This is a genomic window from Neptuniibacter caesariensis (assembly GCF_000153345.1).
GTDB lineage: Bacteria > Pseudomonadota > Gammaproteobacteria > Pseudomonadales > Balneatricaceae > Neptuniibacter > Neptuniibacter caesariensis.
The window spans coordinates 458,159-476,089 of sequence record NZ_CH724125.1; the positions used below are offsets into that span (position 1 = coordinate 458,159).

A 17,931-nucleotide genomic window follows, 5' to 3' on the forward strand; every position below is an offset into this window, starting at 1 on the left:
TAGAAAACTGGCACAAAGGCTGCACTATGCAAAGGCATTAACGGTTGTTGATGCCTTCTATTCTGAGAAATGCCCGTAGCAGGGCGGTTCAACAACCCTCTAAGTCAATGAGCGTGCATTGCTATGCACTGCTCTGGTGCTGCTGTGCTTTTTTGGTGCGGATTTGGGTTAAGGGATGAGTGCAAGCCAGCGAATTTTTAAAGAACGCCGCCATTACAACAAGTGGGTGGCTAATCAGACCTTAGAAGATTATGCCTTGCGGTTTACAGCGGTGGGCGGCAGGCATATGAGTATCTCCAAGGTAGGCATGACCGCGCTTGGGGCAACTTCGTTTCTGGCTTTAGAAGGGTTAGCTGCCGCGGTAACGCTGAGTTATGGTTTTGTTAATACTCTCTGGGCGATGCTCGCAGTATGTTTTGTTCTGTTTATCACAGGATTTCCAATTGCGTATCACTGCGCCAAAAATGGGCTGGATATTGATCTGCTAACCCGGGGGGCTGGATTCGGCTATTTGGGTTCTACCATCACATCGCTTATCTATGCTTCTTTCACCTTTATTTTCTTTGCCATAGAAGCAGCCATACTTGCGTCTGCCTTGAAGGCCTTGATGGGAATACCGCTTTTTATTGGTTACATCATCTGCGCGGTTGCCGTTATTCCTATTGTGACTCACGGTATTACTGCGATCAGCAAATTTCAGTTAGGCACTCAGTTTGTCTGGTTGCTCCTTCAGATCTCAGCGTTGGTTGTTGTGATTGGCTATGAGTCTGAAAAGTTGGTTGGCTGGAGTGAGTATACGGTGCCCGAACTGCCACAAAGTGCTGGATTTGATCTGGCACTATTTGGCGCAGCGGTTTCAGTTCTTATCGCTCTGATAGCGCAGATTGGGGAGCAGGCCGATTACTTGAGGTTTATGCCACCGAAAACCAGAAAGAACCGAAAGAGCTGGTGGTTCTGGGTTGTTTTATCCGGACCCGGTTGGGTTTGGGTTGGGCTGATAAAAATGCTGTTGGGCTCATTTCTGGCATACCTGGCGATAACTGAGTTGATCCCTTTTGAAGACGCTACCGATCCGACTTACATGTATCAGCGTGTATTCCAGGATCTGACACAATCGCCTGCTTTGTCGCTTATTTTGGCTGCGGTTATGGTGATCCTGTGCCAGATGAAGATTAATGTGACCAATGCTTATGCAGGCTCGATCGCGTGGTCTAATTTCTTTTCACGCTTAACCCACAGCCATCCAGGCCGGGTCGTTTGGCTGGTTTTCAATGTGGCAATAGCGTTATTGCTAATGGAGCTGGGAATCTATCAGGCCCTTGAAGCGATTCTGGGAACCTTTGCCATTCTGGCTTTAGCCTGGTTGGGCTCATTATCTGCAGACCTGCTGATCAACCGGCCTTTAGGGTTCAGCCCAAAACAGATCGAGTTCAAAAGGGCTCACCTCTACGACATAAACCCCGTGGGTATAGGTTCTATGCTGATCTCAACAATCGTGGGGTTTACCGCATTTCTGGGCGTCTTTGGAGAAGCCGCCCAGCACCTTTGTCACTTTGTTACGTTGCTCAGTTGTCTGATCTGTGTACCACTGATCGCCATATTGACCAAAGGGCGCTATTACTTAGCTCGGGATGCAGTTGATCTAAGCAGCTATGTGGGAGGGGAGTATGACTTCGGGCTTATCCATCCTGTTTCGAAATCGACGATTAAATGCGGTATTTGCGAGAATCGTTTCGAACATCAGGACATGACCTTTTGCCCGGCTTATCAGCAACCCATCTGTTCATTATGTTGCTCGCTTGATGTGCGTTGTCTGGATGCCTGCAAGCCTAAAGCAGGGTTAGCGCATAGTGTTTTAAGAAATTTATACCGTTATCTTCCCCGTCGTTTTGTGCGCGGTTTATATTCACGCCTTGGGCGCTTCGTGGTTTTAGTCATCAGTGCAAACAGCCTTTTAGCCGGTTTGCTGATGCTGATTTTTAATCAGATAGGTGCTTCATCAGCCACAGAATCTGCTCTGCTTGAGAAAGCGCTGATTACGCTATTCATCGTGCTATTTATCGCTTCGGGGGTTATTGCCTGGTTATTTCTTCTGGCTCATGAGAGCCGGTTAACTGCGCAAAAAGAGTCGAACCATCAAAGTGCCAAACTGACTCGAGAAATTGATGCTCATGAACAAACTGACCGTGAGCTACAAGAAGCCAAAGAGCAGGCAGAAAGAGCTAATGAAGCGAAAAGTCGTTATCTTACCGGGATAAGCCACGAACTTCGGACTCCTTTGCAATCCATACTTGGCTATGCCCAGTTGCTTTCCGAGAAAGAAGAGGTGGCTTCTGATCAGAAACGTGGCTTAAAGATTATTCATCGCAGCGGTCAGTATCTGACAGACCTGATAGAAGGCTTGCTGGACATTTCCAAGATCGAAGCGGGCCGTTTGGATCTGTTCAGGAATCAGGTCAACCTGCCTGAGCTTATCGATCAGATGGTTGAGATGTTTCGAGTGCAGGCAGATAAAAAATCACTGGTTTTGAATTTTACCCTGGATGGGCGATTACCCGATTATGTGATGACCGATGAGAAACGTCTTCGCCAGATTCTTATCAATTTGTTATCCAACGCCATCAAATACACGGATAAAGGTAAGGTCGATTTCCATATTCGCTATCGAAATCAGGTTGCAGAATTCGTTGTAAGGGATACAGGGCCAGGAATTGAGAAAGAAAACCTGGATAGGGTCTTTCAGCCATTCGAGCGGGTTCGAAACTCTAGTAATGCACATCGTCCAGGAACAGGCTTAGGGCTGACAATCGTTAAGCTGTTAACAGAGATTATGGGGGGGGATCTGCAGGTTAAAAGTGAGATCGGAACCGGTAGTGAGTTCAGAGTCAGTCTGCTATTGCCTTGGTTGGATCAAAGTCAGGCTGAAGATACATCCAAAAGTCAGATTCTGGGATATGAAGGCTTCCAGAAAACACTGTTACTTGCCGATGATGACCCTATCTTACGTGGACTTCTGTCAGATTTATTGGTTCCGCTAGGTTTCAATGTTATCGAGGCTCATGATGGTGAAAATGCCCTAGAGCTTCTGGAGAATAATCACCCTGATCTGTTCCTGTTAGATATATCTATGCCAGGGATGAGTGGGCTTGAGCTTGCTCAGGAGCTGAGGCGTTGCGAAGTGAAATCTCCGATCATTATGCTTTCAGCTAATGTTGAAGATGACAGCCATAAAAGCGTTTATAGAAAGCACTATGACGATTATCTGGTTAAACCGGTGAACAATCATCAATTGCTGGAGCGAATAGGTCAGTGGCTGGATATTAAATGGATCTATCGCGGAGAGCCAATTAAGCGTGATGATCAGCTCAGATCATTTGATCCTGTGTCGGCTGTTCACGAAGAGAACAGGACGCTGCCGATTGACCATGAGTTGCTGATCGAGCTTAAAGCCTATGCAGAGATGGGTTATCAAAAAGGTGTTACTAAAAGCCTGATAAAAATCAGAGATGAGCAGCTATTGAGTGATGAAGTTATGGGTGTTTTACAGCGGCTCAGTGAAGGATTCCAGTTAGAGAAACTCGCCCAGCACATAGAGGAAGGAAGAGTATGAATATGAAGATATCCAACGATATTGTGCTGGTCGTTGATGATTCGCCGGATGCATTAAGTCTGATAAATGATGCACTAGAGGATGCCGGCATGGATGTGCTGGTAGCCCTTGAAGGCAAGCAGGCCTTAACGATTGCGAAGCGTATACGTCCTGACATTATTCTGTTAGATGCGATCATGCCGACTATGGATGGTTTTGAAACCTGTGAAAACCTCAAAGCGGATCCTCTTCTTGCAGATATTCCCGTGATATTTATGACAGGTTTAACCGATACTTGCGATGTGGTTAGAGGCCTGGATGTTGGCGGGGTCGATTACCTGACTAAGCCTATCAACCCAAGTGAATTATTGGCACGAATGCGGGTACATCTAAAAAACGCCAGACAAACAAGTAATGTACAAAATGCGCTTGATAGTAGTGGGCAGTATCTTATGACACTTAATTATACTGGTAGTGTTCTATGGGGGTCCCCGCAAGCCTATGCGCAGCTAGCTAAGGTCGGAATGGATGAGGCCTGGCTTAAAGAAACTCTACCTGGCAGATTGATTCCATTACTGGCTGATCCAGGCTTAAGCCAGAACAATATCAGGCTGGAAAAAGACGGGCATTGTCTCGAACTTAAAGTACTTTCTCTTCAGGAAAACAATCAGTTGTTGGTGCGTTTAATCGACGGTAATCGTTTAGCTGGATCTGCGTTGCTAAAAGAGAAACTTGAAATTACTGAGCGCGAGTCTGAAGTATTACACTGGATTGCTAACGGAAAGACAAACCGGGAAATTGCTGAAATCCTTGGTATGAGTCCACGTACGGTCAACAAGCATCTAGAACAGCTTTTCCCTAAGCTTGGAGTAGAAAACCGTACTGCGGCGGCAGGGGTTGCGCTAAGAATTCAGGCTGTTGAATCATAGTGCTTAAAGACCAAGCATTAATAAGTTAGTGGCGCGCCCTGAACTTATTCGTTAACGTTCTAATATCTTACCTTCCCGAATAGTGATCAAAATACGTTATGGCAAACTACTTAGAGTCGATTCCCTCAACGATGAAAGGCATTCAGCTGGTTGGGCATGGTGGTCTTGACCAGCTAGTACTTAATCAACAGATTGATACCCCTATACCTTGTGCATCTGATGTTCTCATAAAAGTGGGGGCTGCTGGTGTCAATAATACTGATCTTAATACCCGTATCGGCTGGTACTCAAAAAATGATAACGATAGTGAGGACGCCAGTTGGGCAGGGACGGCGCTTAAACTGCCTTTAATTCAAGGGGCTGATGTATGTGGTGTAGTTGTAGCTGTAGGGGAGAGGGCTGATAAACAGCTACTGGGCAAGCGTGTTTTGATTGAGCCAAGCTTGTGGGAGGTCGATGGGAAAAAACTTCAGCATGCGTGGTACTTCGGTTCTGAGTGCAATGGTGGTTTCGCCGAGTATGCAAAAGTATCGGCAAAACACGCACACGTAATTGAATGTGATCTGACCGATGAGGAGTTGGCATCGTTCCCTTGTTCCTATTCAACAGCTGAAAATCTACTGACCCGCGCAAAGGTTAAACCGGGCGATAGGGTGCTGATAACCGGAGCTTCTGGTGGCGTTGGCTCAGCAGCTATACAGCTCGCTAAGGCACGCGGAGCTGGAGTTGTTGCAATCACATCTGGCAGTAAGGCAGAGGGTATCCGTAATATTGGCGCTGATCTGGTGGTCGATCGAGAGCAGTCGCTCGTAGAGACATTAGGTGAAAATAGTGTTGATGTTGTAATCGATCTTGTTGCTGGAGAAGTCTGGCCGCAGCTGTTAGAGGTGATGAAACCATTTGGTCGATATGCTGTGTCTGGCGCAATCGGTGGGCCTATGGTCCAGTTAGATGTGCGTACTCTCTACCTAAAAGATCTGAGTTTCTTCGGCTGTACGGTCCTTGAGCCTGAAGTATTTCCCAATCTTATAAAACGTATAGAGGCGGGTGATATTAAACCGCTGGTTGATAAAGTTTATCCTCTCGAAGAGATTCATGAGGCTCAAACCCAGTTTGCCACTAAGAAGCATATAGGGAAAATCGTTTTGAAAATCAGTTAAAGACAGGCTTTACATGTTTTCAGCATTTATTGGCCCGTAGCTGTTTTGATGAGGCTTTTAACCTATAATAGCCACTCTATTTTTATATTTCCGAAGGGGGCGTTTGCATGATTGTTATCCGTGATTTACAGGCTTGGAGTAAGCAGAGTTAAGCTTTTTTAATTGTTCATCTCTGAGCATTTAGCTTAATTCGCCTGTAATTACCCGGCCTGTAGCCGGGGTTCACGAGAATCCCAATGTTGCGCATACAAAGTTTGTATGTGCCTTTTGTTATGCATTTTTGGGATAGACAACATGCAGATTAACACCCTAATCGACTTAGGCTGGAACCACTTTTTTCAGTCTCAATTAGATCTCACAGAACTAGAAAACCTTCTGCCTTTTCGTGTGGTTAATGTACAGCGTAATCTGATCGACTGTATTGGATTGAATTCGGATTATCAGGCTGAGCAAATACAGCTTTCAACTTATCACTGGCGTAATGAAGAACCTGAAGATCACCCTACGGTAGGTGATTGGCTAATGCTGGATAGTGACTTTCAGCCGGTAAAACGGTTGGAGCGTAAAACCCGGATACAGCGAAGAGCGGCGGGTCATCAGTCATATATTCAGATGATTGCAGCCAATATCGATACTTTGTTTATTACCAGTTCCTGCAATGATGACTTTAATCTCAATCGCATCGAGCGCTATTTGGCGATTGCTGCTGAAAGCCATATTCATTGTGTATTAGTGCTGACTAAAATGGATCTTTGTAATGATCCATCGGTCTATCTGGATCAATTGAAAATCAGCCATCCGTCTCTTTCGGTGGAGTTGGTTAATGCAATTGATGCCGAATCGATTGCCGGGCTGAGGCAATGGATTGCTTCTGGGCAAACGGTCGCACTGGTGGGCTCATCCGGGGTTGGTAAATCAACGCTGATCAATGGGCTTAAAGGGAGTGATGATCAGGAAACCGCTTCCATTCGGGAGCATGATAGTAAGGGCAGGCATACCACGACATCCAGAAGTCTGCATCTTCTTCCACAAGGGGGATTATTGCTTGATACCCCAGGTATGCGCGAGCTTCAGATCGTCGATAGTGCAGCGGGAATAAATAGCGCTTTTGATGATATCAATGAATTGGCTCGGGGGTGTCGGTTTACTGACTGTACCCATCACAATGAACCCGGTTGTACGGTCGTTGATGCAGTTGAAGCGGGCCGACTAGAGCCCCGGCGATTGTTTAACTATCAAAAGTTATTGGTGGAACAAGCACGAAATAATGAGACGCTGGCAGAGCGCCGACAGAGTGATCGTGCTTTAGGTAAGTTTTATAAACAAGCGAAGCTAAGTTCAGGTCGTTTTAAGAAAGGCGAATAGCTGAATGGCAGTCAAAAGCGGTTAAGGACGGCTGCATACGGCTAAAGCCTGTTGAAAACAGTTCAGGCAAATAAAAAAAAGGGCAGGCCAGGGAGGGCTGATCCTTATTCGTCACTATGAAATAGTTTGTTATAAGTCTTCTCAGCCTTTGCTTTAATTTCATCATCGATCACATCAATCAAGGCATAAACTGCAGCTGAAAGCACCGTAAGGTCATCGGTATAGCCAAAGAATGGTGTTAAATCGGGTACTGCATCGATGAGCGTAATCAGATAACCAAGCGCGCCATAAAGAATTGCTTTATGTTTTAGACTCAGGTTTTTGCTTTGCGATGCATAGAATAGAATCAGTGCGTTCTTGATGCCTTGTTCGCCAATATTTTTGAACTGAGACTTAGCTTTAGACCAAAAACTATCATCCGAGTACGCATCTTTGTATCGCGTGTCCAACTGATCAACATCGGGAACATCGACTAATAATTCATCGTCGATGATCTCTACTTTGCCCTCTGCTTCGAGTTCTTTTGCAGCGGATCTGCCTTTAATTATGGGTAGTCGGATTTTCATTTTGAGTATCCTGAATATTCATAAGACGTGGTTGTTAGGTAACAAACACTGGCAAATTCTACGCCTGTGAAGTAAAACGTCTTTTCGGTACCTTAATAATCCTAACGGCAGGATAATATAATGATAACCGTTATTTCTGAGTTCAGGTTACCTGAACCTGTTACCAAAGAGCAGGGGCAAGCACTGTTCCTTGGTTCGGCACCAAAGTATCAGCAGGCAGATGGATTGATTCGTAAATATTATCTGCTTTCCGAGGATGGCAGTACGGTGTCAGGGGTCTACCTTTGGGATAATCGCCCAGCGGCGGAGGCCATGTTTGATGCTGGCTGGAAGGCCTTCATTCAGGAAAAGTATGGATCAGAGCCTAAGGTGACTTACTTCGATACGCCGGTGGTGGTTGATAATGTAACGAATGAAGTCGTGGAAGTCGAGTATTGAAGGCTAAGGATGAATGCTATGTATGAAATGCTGGTTGGGCTTGAAGTGACCGACGATCAGATTTACCAAAGCTACCGTGAGGCAATGCGACCTATTCTGGAGTTTTATGGTGGTGAATTTGGCTATGATTTCCGAGTTTCAGAAGTCTTAAAGAATATCCGAAGAAGATATAAACCGTGTGTTCACCATTCGCTTTCCATCGGAGAACGCGCAGGAGTCATTCTTTGCCGATACTGACTATCAGGCTGTAAAGACCGAGTTCTTTGACGCTTCAGTGAAGAGTATCAATATCATTGCTGGGTATTCTAAACCATAAACGTTATTTCAGATGGTTACTCATGTAACTTAGTAGGCAGTTTATGGATCAACCAATAACCGATACTCATCGCAATAGCGATTGCCGCCAGGCCATAGATGTAGGGTGGTGTAACTGTTTCAAAATCCAAAACGATCACTTTTCGCGCTACAGCCATTAATGCGGTTGCCATCACGATCTTTACGTGAATAACATCGTCCCGCAGATAGACTGTGATATTGATTAGAATCTCAATGGCGATCAGCACGGCCATAAACGCGCCGAAGGTCGCCAGCATATCTGAGATTGTCAGTATATAGACGGGCGGTGAATTGAGCTTTTCATAGATCGTCCAACCAACATCGATAACTCCCATAATGATGACAAGCACCATGAGAACGGAAAGTATTCTTACACAGAACCTCACTGCCAGATAAAGCCTGTTTGTTAATACATCATCTGAATGCTCTTTCATAATTATCTCTCTTTATTTGCTAAGGTTTGAAGCTCCTATTGGTAGCGTAATACGGGTGATACAAAGCCCGTAGGCTTGACGGTAATCATCGATGAATGGGTGGTTAGAATAATGTTTTCTGCGGTATTGCCGATCAAATAGCCGGGTATCCCGGTTCGCGAGAAAGTTCCCATCACCAGAATGTTATGATGCTGGGTATTCATAAACTGTGAAATGACATGGCTGGCTTCGCCTTTTATCAAAAGGTGTTCATTCTGCCCACAACGATGCAGAAAGCTTTTCATTAACTCTTTATTCTTGGTTTCTTCCAAAGCAGTGAGATTCGCCAGATCCAGATCATCAACACGTAGGAAAGGGTTACGGTGCAGGCTTTCTTCACCGCTTAAGTTCCAGCAGGACAATACTAAGATCTCAAGATCCAGTGCATCAGAAAGCTTATGGGCAATCGACATAATCTGGTTATTGATCTCCTGACCGCTCTCATTTTGTTCCAGGCTAAGATCAATCGCACAGATCATTTTGTTACTGGTTTCGTAGCACTGTTTCTTCTCGACAAACAGGGGGATTTGCGATTTACGTAACAGGTGAAGGTCCAGGCTGCTGATTGCCTCCTGTTGAATCTCTCGCGATTTGACCACGATGTCGAACTGCCCCTCGACGCTCTCTCTGATGATCTCAATAAAGGGAACTCCAAGAAGGACTTTTACCTCGATCTCATCTATCAGGGTCATCGGAATCTGAAGCTTAATTTGTTCATGGGCTTTGCTCAGATAGTCTTTTTTGACTTTCTCGAACGACACCAGGTTCAAGACATTAAATCCCGGAATATCTTCCTCTTTGATGGCGGTCACTACACAAAGCTGCGCCTGATTTCGTTCAACAATTCTCATGCAGCGTTGGAATGCAGGGTCATCCATAACCAGAATGTTTTCGTTTGCTATAAACAGAATTTTTTTAATCTTCATAGGGTTCATCTCCTGATACTTATTTGATGCTATCAACGCTCATCGGTTGGAAGGAGCAGGTTTTATAAGAGGGATAATCCTAAAAAAGCGCAGATAGCCTATCTGCGTATTGGTGATAGATGATTTCTGTCGTTAATGTTAGTTTGTGGCAAAGCTGAACAAACGCTAAGGCCTCTTTTATTGAAATCGCATATCTGTGCAGGCCTAACGCAAGTAGAAGAAGTATAAGAACCTTATGAATGAGCAAATTAAGAATGTAGCGATCACCGGTGGTACACACGGAAATGAATTAACCGGTGTTCATCTTGTTAAGCATTGGTCTGAAAACCCACAAGAAGTAAAACGTGACAGTTTCGCAACAGAGTTACATCTGGCTAACCCCGAAGCGAATCAAGTGGTAAGACGTTATATTGATCAGGATCTGAATCGGCAGTTCAATATTGATGATCTAAAGAATCAGAGCCTGCAAGGCTGCGAGCAGCAAAGGGCTAAGGCATTGGATGCTATTCTGGGGCCTAAGGAGAACCCAAGGGTCGATTTTATTATTGATCTGCACACCACCACTGCGAATATGGGGATGTCCTTAATATTTAATACGGATGATCCACTTCAGGTTGGTATGGCTTTCTACATTAAGCAAAAGATGCCTGAGGCTACGCTGTTTTTTAACCCTAGTGAGCGGCTGGAGGATAATTTTCTAACCTCATTGGGCCGGTTAAATGGTTTTCTGATTGAGGTAGGCCCGATTGCTCAGGGATTACTGAATTATCAGGTCTATTCGGACACGCATACTGCAGTTATGCACGCTTTGGATTATCTGGAGCTGAAGAATACCGGGCAGACTCCAGATCTTCCGATGCAGATGGGTGGATATCGTTTTACCAAGAAAATACGCTTGCCGGAAAACGAGGAGGGGGATATTACAGCGATGATCCATCCCAATCTTCAGAATAAGGATTATGAAGAGATTCGACCAGGCGATCCGCTATTTATAACACTCGGTGGAGAGACGATCCCTTATCAAGGAGACAAAGCTGTATATGGCGCGTTCATAAATGAGGCTGCATATTATGATCAGCACATTGGTTTGAGCTTTATGGAGAAAATTAATATCGAGCTTAAACAGGAAGGTTGATAAACAATTCGGTATGAAAGAATACTGATATAAGATGTTTCGTTTTGGGTATCGGCTGATAAGCTTTAATCAGCCGAACCCAGCCGAACCCAGCCGAACCCAGCCGAACCCAGCCGAACCCAGCCGAACCCAGCCGCAGTTTTCTGAACTTACCCGCATAATATATTTCAAATATACGTCAAATGACGTACCTCTGTGCGTCAATCACCGAATACCTCCGATAACCGCTTTCCCTTACCTTTATTGCAATGCAAAACGAAAGGGGCCAATCAAGATGATGAGCCCTGAACTGCACAGCAATTTTCGATTAATACGAAGGGAAGGGCACACGATGAAACTGAAAACTCTAGCAGCTGGTATTGCGCTTTCGATGGGCGCAACCGTAATGAGCTTTAACGCAATGGCAGCGGAAGACACGATTAAGGTCGGTGTACTTCACTCTCTGTCCGGGACTATGGCGATCTCTGAGACGACGTTGAAAGATACAGTGTTGATGATGATCGAAGAGCAGAACAAAAAAGGCGGCCTGCTGGGCAAAAAACTTGAGCCTGTCGTTGTAGACCCTGCGTCAAACTGGCCTCTGTTTGCTGAGAAAACCAGAGAACTGATCACCAAAGAAGGTGTTGATGTAATTTTCGGTTGCTGGACATCAGTGTCACGTAAGTCCGTTTTGCCAGTGATTGAAGAGCTGAACGGTTTAATGTTCTACCCAGTTCAGTATGAAGGTGAAGAATCTTCTAAAAACGTATTCTACACAGGTGCAGCGCCAAACCAGCAGGCAGTACCAGCGGTTGATTACCTGATGAACGAACTTGGCGTAGAGCGTTGGGTTCTGGCAGGTACTGACTATGTTTACCCACGTACAACAAACAAGATTCTGGAAGCATACCTGAAGTCTAAGGGTGTGGCTGAAGAAGACATCATGATCAACTACACGCCATTCGGTCACTCTGACTGGCAGTCGATCGTTTCTGATGTGAAGAAGTTTGGTAGCGCAGGTAAGAAAACTGCCGTTGTCTCTACGATCAATGGTGATGCAAACGTTCCGTTCTACAAAGAGCTGGGTAACCAGGGCATCTCTTCTGAAGACATTCCGGTTGTTGCTTTCTCTGTAGGTGAAGAGGAACTGTCGGGTATCGATACGAAACCGCTGGTGGGCCATCTGGCTGCATGGAACTACTTCCAGAGCGTTGACAACGAAGCGAATGAAGAATTTATCGAGAAGTGGAAAGCCTACACCAGCGATGAGCGTGTAACGAATGATCCGATGGAAGCGACCTATATCGGCTTCAACATGTGGGCTAATGCCGTAACTCAGGCGGGCACGACTGAAGTAGACGCAGTAGGTCAGGCGATGATAGGTCAGAAATCACCGAACCTTACGGGTGGTATGGCTGTGATGAATAAAAACCATCACCTGAGTAAACCGGTACTGATCGGTGAGATCCAGGGTGATGGCCAGTTTGAAGTGGTATGGGAAACCGAGAGCATTGTGATGGGCGATGCTTGGTCTGACTACCTGCCGGGTTCTAAAGATCTGATTGCTGACTGGACGGATCCAGTTAAGTGCGGCAACTACAACACTAAGACTAAGACCTGTTCAGGTCAGAACTACTAAGCGATCTGATTGCCTACGGAAAGCGATAAACCAAAGCGTTTGGTTTGTCGCACTCCCCCAAACGGGCTTTACTTATTTGCTTGCGCAGGTATTTAAAGCCCTCCCTATTCCAGATGTGTACTCCTAAATAATAAAAATTCCAGGGGTGTGCCATCATGACTGGAGCGTTTGTGTGAGACACCTGTTCGCCATAATGAGCGTCTGTCTGGCTCTGTTCTCTGTCTCGGTACAGGCCAACGAGCAGACAACAAATGAATCGTCTATCTCGCCTAATTCAGCTGCGTTAATTGCACAATTAGCTGAGGTAAAGCTATCAAAAACCCTGCCTGTTCTGGAACAGTTGGAAGCCGTCGGTGGTGCTGAACTTCTGCCGCTTTTTACCACGTTGCTTGAAGGCAAACTTTATTACGTTAAAGCCTCTAAACAGATTGTCGCTGTTGAGAAAAAGGGCAGTGATTATCTGGTAAGTGACCTTTTTAGTGCTCAGTTACTGGGCGCTATGAAGAAGAAAGAGATTAAAAAGATTCGGGTGAATAACAAACTCCGTGTCTTTCTTCGTCAAGCGATTGCCCGTTTACAGATTAAGAGCCCTGAGCCTGAGAAACGTTTAATCGCCATAAAAGCTCTATATGGCAGCTTAACGGATAGCACGATCGATACGCTGAAAAAAGTATATCCGGACGAAACTAACCTTGAAGTTAAAGAAGCGATAGAGCTGGCATTTGCGCTTTATGAAAGTAAAAGCCCGCTTGCAGAAAAACGACTGGCTGCCGTGAATGGTTTAGCTGAAAGCCTGGAAAATGAAGCGCGCAACAGTCTGACCTATTTGGTCGAAAATGACTCCGACAAAAAGGTACAAATGGCCGCTGGCGCTGCGTTGAAGAAGATCAATGAGCGTATCGAGTTTTATGATTTTGTTGATCAGCTCTTCTTTGGCCTTAGCCTGGGTTCTGTTTTATTGCTGGCAGCGATTGGTCTGGCTATCACCTTTGGGGTGATGGGGGTCATTAACATGGCCCACGGTGAGATGATCATGCTGGGTGCATACACCACCTATGTGGTGCAGCTGTTAATGCCAGATGCGATTGAGTACTCATTGTTGGTAGCCGTGCCTGCTGCATTTGTTGTCTCAGGTTTGGTCGGTATTCTGATCGAACGGGGTGTGATCCGGTTCCTGCATGGCCGCCCATTGGAAACGCTGCTAGCGACCTTTGGTATCAGCCTGATTTTGCAGCAACTGGTACGTACCGTGTTTTCACCGCTTAACCGTCAGGTGGAGTCACCGCTATGGATGAGTGGTTCTTTAGAGATTAATCCGGTACTCAGTCTGACTCTGAACCGTTTATACATTCTGGCGTTTGCTTTGTTGGTGTTTGGCTTGTTGCTGATCATCCTCAGAAAGACCTCGTTAGGTCTGAATGTTCGCGCTGTATCGCAAAACCGTAGTATGGCAAAAGCGATGGGTATTCGTACGGACTGGGTGGATGCAATGACCTTCGGCCTGGGCTCAGGTATTGCGGGTATCGCCGGTGTAGCCTTGAGTCAATTAACCAACGTAGGGCCAAACCTTGGACAGTCCTACATCATCGACTCCTTTATGGTTGTAGTGTTCGGTGGCGTCGGCAACCTGTGGGGCACCCTGGTAGCCGCATTCTCACTAGGTGTGGCGAACAAATTCCTGGAACCGGTAACCGGCGCGGTGTTGGCCAGCATTCTGGTTCTGGTCTTTATTATCCTGTTTATTCAGAAAAAACCTAAGGGCCTGTTCCCGCAAAAAGGGAGGGCTGCAGAATGAATCAGTTAATGCGTTTTACCCGGGTACATGGTGATAGTAAGGTTGCACCTTTTGTCGCGATCCTGGTCATCCTGACCGCGCTGGCGTCACTGGGCAACCTGCTGATGCCACAGGACTCGATCTTCTATGTCAGTACATACACTATCACTCTACTAGGCAAGTATTTGTGTTATGCAATGCTGGCACTGGCGGTTGATGTAATCTGGGGCTATTGCGGAATTCTAAGCCTTGGACACGGCGCATTCTTTGCGTTGGGTGGCTATGGCATGGGGATGTATCTGATGCGTCAGATCGGTGATCGTGGCGTTTACGGTAATCCTGAACTTCCAGACTTCATGGTCTTCCTTAACTGGACCGAGCTTCCTTGGTTTTGGTATGGATTTGATCAGTTCTGGTTTGCCATGCTGATGGTGCTTTTGATACCTGGCACGTTGGCATTTATCTTTGGTTGGTTAGCGTTCCGCTCTCGGGTGACGGGGGTCTATCTGTCGATTATGACCCAGGCACTAACCTATGCCTTGCTGCTTGCGTTTTTCCGAAATGAGATGGGTTTTGGCGGCAACAATGGCCTGACTGACTTTAAAGATATTCTCGGTTTTGATCTGCAGTCAGACAACACCCGTGTTGCACTGTTTGCGACCACGGCATTTCTGTTAGGTCTGACCTTTATCATCAGCCATAAAATCCTTAAATCCCGAATGGGCAAAGTAATCGTTGCGATCCGCGACGGTGAGAGCCGTGCGCGCTTCCTGGGCTACCGAACTGAGCGCTATAAAGTTTGGTTATTTGTCTATTCGGCCATGATCGCTGGCATTGCCGGGGCTTTGTATGTTCCGCAAGTGGGAATTATCAATCCGGGTGAGTTCTCACCACTTAACTCAATTGAAATAGTTATCTGGGTTGCTGTAGGTGGTCGAGGCACACTGATCGGAGCGATCGTGGGGGCGTTGCTAGTGAACTATGCGAAAACCAAGTTCACCGCCATTATGCCTGATGGCTGGCTATTCGCATTGGGAGCGATGTTCGTTCTGGTAACCCTATTCCTACCTCAGGGGCTGGTGGGTCTGTTCAATAAATTCAAAGGTAATAAACCTGATAACAATGCAGGTAGTCATGCCTTAGAGCCAAAGGCAACAGAGGACGCTAAAGCATGAATGCATTAACTGATGTACGCGAAGTGATGCGACGTGACCGTGTTTGGTCTTTTCTGCAAGAAGATCATAAAGAGGTCGATGTCTCTCATGATGTGATCCTTTACGTTGAAGGTCTGAATCTAAGCTTTGATGGTTTTAAGGCGCTCAATGATCTGAACCTGTATGTAAATGATGGTGAATTGCGTTGCCTGATCGGTGCAAATGGCGCGGGTAAAACGACGCTCATGGATGTTATCACCGGTAAAACAACGCCGGATAGCGGAAGTGTATATTTCGGCCAAACACTTAACCTTTTACAGCATGATGAAGCGGATATTGCCAATCTGGGAATCGGAAGAAAGTTCCAGAAACCCACCGTATTTGAAGCGCATTCTGTATTCGACAACCTGGAGCTGTCTCTTAAGCAGCAAAAGGGCGTGATGCCAACATTGTTTGCCAGATTAAGCCCATCTGAAATCGATCGGATCGATGAGGTTTTGGCAATCATCGGCTTAAAAGAGCAGCGTTTCATGATGGCAGGGGCGTTATCGCACGGGCAGAAACAGTGGCTCGAGATCGGCATGCTACTGATGGCGGAGCCTCGGCTGCTTTTGGTTGATGAGCCGGTTGCCGGAATGACCGCGCAGGAGACGGAACGTACTGCAGAACTGCTGACCTCACTGGCAGGCGATCATACGGTGATCGTAGTTGAGCATGATATGGAGTTTGTTCGAAGTATTGCCCGAACAGTCACTGTATTGCATCAAGGTACAGTGCTGGCGGAGGGGACAATGGATCAGGTGCAAAACAACCCTGATGTGATCGAAGTCTATCTGGGGGAAGCGCCATGATTGAGATCTCTAAAGTAAACCAGCGCTATGGTGGCACCCAGATTCTCTGGGATCTGGATTTGGATATTAAGCCCGGTTCATGTACCTGCATCATGGGACGTAACGGAGTCGGGAAAACCACCTTGCTGAAATGCCTGATGGGGCTTCTTCCCGTTCAGAGTGGCGAGATTCTGTTAGATGGTCAGCCGCTACAAAACAAACCAGCTGAATTTCGTGCTCCGGCCGGTATAGGGTACGTACCCCAGGGGCGCGACATCTTTCCGATGCTTACCGTTGAGGAGAATCTGCGTATTGGCCTGCCAATCCGAAAGGATAAGGCGAAGGAGATACCAGAGAAGATATTTGAACTATTTCCGGTGCTTAAAGAGATGCTGCATCGCCGTGGTGGCGACCTTTCAGGTGGTCAGCAACAGCAGCTGGCAATTGGTCGGGCGTTGGTGATCGAACCTAAAGTGCTGATTCTCGATGAGCCTAATGAAGGGATACAGCCAAACATCGTTCAGCAGATTGGCGATGTCATTCTCAAGCTCAATGAAGAGGAAGGGTTGACCGTCATTCTGGTCGAACAGAAGCTTGGCTTTGCCCGCCGTGTAGGTAAAGAGTTTCGCCTGATGGAAAAGGGGCGTGTGGTTGCCAGCGATCAAATGGCAAACCTTAGTGAAGACCTGATCAAACAGTATCTGGCGGTATAAGGGGGCGGTATGAACGCAATTACATCGCCTACAGATACGAACAAGCCGTTTGATACGAACAGTACCTGGCAGGCACTTTTGGATCTGGGCTTGGCAAAGACAGAGCGTGGAACGGTTCTGCGCCGCTGCAGCCACAAAGGACCGTTATACGTTCAGAAACCTTTTTATCCAGAGGGGCGGGAGCTTGCCCATCTCTACCTGCTTCACCCTCCGGGTGGCATGGTTTCGGGTGATGATCTGCAAATCAGTGTGACCACTGAGGCAGATGCTCAGGCATTGATCACGACCCCGGGGGCGGGTCGTGTCTACCGGGCGCGCCCAGACCGTACTCTGCAAAAACAAAACATCCAATTAGATGTTCAATCGCGTAGTACTCTGGAATGGTTACCGCTTGAAAACATCATCTTTCCAGATGCCTGTACTGATCTGTCAATGGATATTCAGCTAGCCGATGATGCATCCGTTATCGCCTGGGAGATCACGTGCTTTGGGCTCCAAGCCAGTCATGAGCCATTTGATCGGGGCCAGGTTCGTCAGCAGTTACAGGTGTTTCGTAACAAACGTCTTAAGTTACGCGAAGCGCTGAACCTTAATCCCGAGCAGAACCCTCTGATGCTCAACAGAGCAGGATTAAACGGCTGTTCGGTTAATGGATTGTTGATCGCAGGTCCCTTTGATTTCGCAACAGATGTAACCGGGCAAGCGGTCTCTGATCTGATCGATAACCTCCGTTTATGTTGTTCAGAGTCGGAAGATCTCGCCGCGATTACCCTAAACGATGAATTTATACAGGTGCGCTATCTGGGCAACTGCTCTGAGGCTGCACGTTTGCTGTTTACTCAATGCTGGAAACTGATTCGTCCGCAACTTATCGGTCGTGATGGTTGCGAGCCACGAATTTGGGCCACTTGAAGAGAGAATAACT

Annotated in this window: 16 protein-coding genes; 13 read left to right on the plus strand and 3 right to left on the minus strand. The window is 46.5% G+C overall.

Features of this window, described 5'->3' with window-relative positions; all coding sequences use genetic code 11:
• Nucleotides 1–175 precede the first annotated feature (175 nt).
• The 4 genes from MED92_RS02250 (at nucleotide 176) to rsgA (ending at nucleotide 7,043) form a co-directional block, all read left to right on the plus strand.
• Nucleotides 176–3,610: a hybrid sensor histidine kinase/response regulator gene (locus MED92_RS02250; protein ID WP_007019848.1), complete on the plus strand. Its 3,435-nt coding sequence runs from the start codon at nucleotides 176–178 to the stop codon at nucleotides 3,608–3,610.
• Complete coding sequence (locus MED92_RS02255; protein ID WP_007019849.1) at nucleotides 3,607–4,518, plus strand: response regulator transcription factor; 912 nt, start codon at nucleotides 3,607–3,609, stop codon at nucleotides 4,516–4,518. Before MED92_RS02250 ends, MED92_RS02255 begins: the two co-directional genes overlap by 4 nt.
• 98 nt (nucleotides 4,519–4,616) lie before the next feature.
• Nucleotides 4,617–5,678 carry an alcohol dehydrogenase family protein gene (locus MED92_RS02260; protein ID WP_007019850.1) on the plus strand — a complete coding sequence of 354 codons (1,062 nt, stop codon included), beginning with the start codon at nucleotides 4,617–4,619 and terminating at the stop codon, nucleotides 5,676–5,678.
• A gap of 294 nt (nucleotides 5,679–5,972) precedes the next feature.
• The gene (rsgA, locus tag MED92_RS02265; RefSeq protein ID WP_007019851.1) at nucleotides 5,973–7,043 is read left to right on the plus strand and encodes a ribosome small subunit-dependent GTPase A; all 1,071 of its coding nucleotides are present in this window, start codon (nucleotides 5,973–5,975) and stop codon (nucleotides 7,041–7,043) included.
• A 104-nt stretch (nucleotides 7,044–7,147) separates the two neighbouring features.
• Here rsgA and MED92_RS02270 read toward each other — a convergent pair whose 3' ends face one another.
• Nucleotides 7,148–7,609, minus strand: a complete 462-nt coding sequence (locus MED92_RS02270) for a YkvA family protein (RefSeq protein WP_007019852.1) — start codon at nucleotides 7,607–7,609, stop codon at nucleotides 7,148–7,150.
• Nucleotides 7,610–7,729: 120 nt separating this feature from the next.
• Here MED92_RS02270 and MED92_RS02275 point away from each other — a divergent pair, with 120 nt between their 5' ends.
• Nucleotides 7,730–8,047 (plus strand): hypothetical protein, encoded by a 318-nt coding sequence (locus tag MED92_RS02275; protein ID WP_007019853.1) that lies wholly within the window; start codon nucleotides 7,730–7,732, stop codon nucleotides 8,045–8,047.
• A gap of 9 nt (nucleotides 8,048–8,056) precedes the next feature.
• Nucleotides 8,057–8,284 (plus strand): DUF1330 domain-containing protein, encoded by a 228-nt coding sequence (locus MED92_RS02280; protein WP_238321483.1) that lies wholly within the window; start codon nucleotides 8,057–8,059, stop codon nucleotides 8,282–8,284.
• Nucleotides 8,285–8,379: 95 nt separating this feature from the next.
• Here MED92_RS02280 and MED92_RS02285 read toward each other — a convergent pair whose 3' ends face one another.
• Together MED92_RS02285 and MED92_RS02290 are read right to left on the minus strand one after the other, a co-directional pair.
• On the minus strand, nucleotides 8,380–8,817 hold the full coding sequence (locus tag MED92_RS02285) for a phosphate-starvation-inducible PsiE family protein (RefSeq protein WP_007019856.1): 438 nt from the start codon (nucleotides 8,815–8,817) through the stop codon (nucleotides 8,380–8,382).
• 35 nt (nucleotides 8,818–8,852) lie between these two features.
• Nucleotides 8,853–9,782 carry a universal stress protein gene (locus MED92_RS02290; RefSeq protein ID WP_007019857.1) on the minus strand — a complete coding sequence of 310 codons (930 nt, stop codon included), beginning with the start codon at nucleotides 9,780–9,782 and terminating at the stop codon, nucleotides 8,853–8,855.
• A gap of 235 nt (nucleotides 9,783–10,017) precedes the next feature.
• Between MED92_RS02290 and MED92_RS02295 the strand changes: the two genes are divergently transcribed.
• The 7 genes from MED92_RS02295 to MED92_RS02325 all read left to right on the plus strand — a co-directional run bounded on the left by MED92_RS02295 (nucleotide 10,018) and on the right by MED92_RS02325 (nucleotide 17,918).
• On the plus strand, nucleotides 10,018–10,917 hold the full coding sequence (locus MED92_RS02295; protein WP_007019858.1) for an aspartoacylase: 900 nt from the start codon (nucleotides 10,018–10,020) through the stop codon (nucleotides 10,915–10,917).
• Nucleotides 10,918–11,248: 331 nt separating this feature from the next.
• Nucleotides 11,249–12,535, plus strand: a complete 1,287-nt coding sequence (urtA, locus tag MED92_RS02300) for an urea ABC transporter substrate-binding protein (RefSeq protein WP_007019859.1) — start codon at nucleotides 11,249–11,251, stop codon at nucleotides 12,533–12,535.
• A gap of 193 nt (nucleotides 12,536–12,728) precedes the next feature.
• Complete coding sequence (gene urtB / locus MED92_RS02305) at nucleotides 12,729–14,330, plus strand: urea ABC transporter permease subunit UrtB (RefSeq protein ID WP_007019860.1); 1,602 nt, start codon at nucleotides 12,729–12,731, stop codon at nucleotides 14,328–14,330.
• Complete coding sequence (gene urtC, locus MED92_RS02310) at nucleotides 14,327–15,484, plus strand: urea ABC transporter permease subunit UrtC (protein ID WP_007019861.1); 1,158 nt, start codon at nucleotides 14,327–14,329, stop codon at nucleotides 15,482–15,484. Before urtB ends, urtC begins: the two co-directional genes overlap by 4 nt.
• Nucleotides 15,481–16,314 (plus strand): urea ABC transporter ATP-binding protein UrtD, encoded by an 834-nt coding sequence (gene urtD, locus MED92_RS02315; protein WP_007019862.1) that lies wholly within the window; start codon nucleotides 15,481–15,483, stop codon nucleotides 16,312–16,314. Before urtC ends, urtD begins: the two co-directional genes overlap by 4 nt.
• Nucleotides 16,311–17,006 carry an urea ABC transporter ATP-binding subunit UrtE gene (gene urtE / locus MED92_RS02320; protein WP_007019863.1) on the plus strand — a complete coding sequence of 232 codons (696 nt, stop codon included), beginning with the start codon at nucleotides 16,311–16,313 and terminating at the stop codon, nucleotides 17,004–17,006. Before urtD ends, urtE begins: the two co-directional genes overlap by 4 nt.
• A 9-nt stretch (nucleotides 17,007–17,015) precedes the next feature.
• Complete coding sequence (locus tag MED92_RS02325; RefSeq protein ID WP_007019864.1) at nucleotides 17,016–17,918, plus strand: urease accessory protein UreD; 903 nt, start codon at nucleotides 17,016–17,018, stop codon at nucleotides 17,916–17,918.
• The last annotated feature ends 13 nt before the right edge of the window (nucleotides 17,919–17,931 follow it).

Coding starts and splice junctions, on each gene's coding strand:
- MED92_RS02255 (WP_007019849.1), top strand. CDS start 3,607: ATGAATATGAAGATATCCAACGATATTGTGCTGGTCGTTGATGATTCG.
- rsgA (WP_007019851.1), top strand. CDS start 5,973: ATGCAGATTAACACCCTAATCGACTTAGGCTGGAACCACTTTTTTCAG.
- urtB (WP_007019860.1), top strand. CDS start 12,729: ATGAGCGTCTGTCTGGCTCTGTTCTCTGTCTCGGTACAGGCCAACGAG.
- MED92_RS02270 (WP_007019852.1), bottom strand. CDS start 7,609: ATGAAAATCCGACTACCCATAATTAAAGGCAGATCCGCTGCAAAAGAA.
- MED92_RS02250 (WP_007019848.1), top strand. CDS start 176: ATGAGTGCAAGCCAGCGAATTTTTAAAGAACGCCGCCATTACAACAAG.
- urtA (WP_007019859.1), top strand. CDS start 11,249: ATGAAACTGAAAACTCTAGCAGCTGGTATTGCGCTTTCGATGGGCGCA.
- MED92_RS02280 (WP_238321483.1), top strand. CDS start 8,057: ATGAATGCTATGTATGAAATGCTGGTTGGGCTTGAAGTGACCGACGAT.
- MED92_RS02260 (WP_007019850.1), top strand. CDS start 4,617: ATGGCAAACTACTTAGAGTCGATTCCCTCAACGATGAAAGGCATTCAG.
- MED92_RS02325 (WP_007019864.1), top strand. CDS start 17,016: ATGAACGCAATTACATCGCCTACAGATACGAACAAGCCGTTTGATACG.
- MED92_RS02285 (WP_007019856.1), bottom strand. CDS start 8,817: ATGAAAGAGCATTCAGATGATGTATTAACAAACAGGCTTTATCTGGCA.
- MED92_RS02290 (WP_007019857.1), bottom strand. CDS start 9,782: ATGAAGATTAAAAAAATTCTGTTTATAGCAAACGAAAACATTCTGGTT.
- MED92_RS02275 (WP_007019853.1), top strand. CDS start 7,730: ATGATAACCGTTATTTCTGAGTTCAGGTTACCTGAACCTGTTACCAAA.
- MED92_RS02295 (WP_007019858.1), top strand. CDS start 10,018: ATGAATGAGCAAATTAAGAATGTAGCGATCACCGGTGGTACACACGGA.
- urtE (WP_007019863.1), top strand. CDS start 16,311: ATGATTGAGATCTCTAAAGTAAACCAGCGCTATGGTGGCACCCAGATT.
- urtC (WP_007019861.1), top strand. CDS start 14,327: ATGAATCAGTTAATGCGTTTTACCCGGGTACATGGTGATAGTAAGGTT.
- urtD (WP_007019862.1), top strand. CDS start 15,481: ATGAATGCATTAACTGATGTACGCGAAGTGATGCGACGTGACCGTGTT.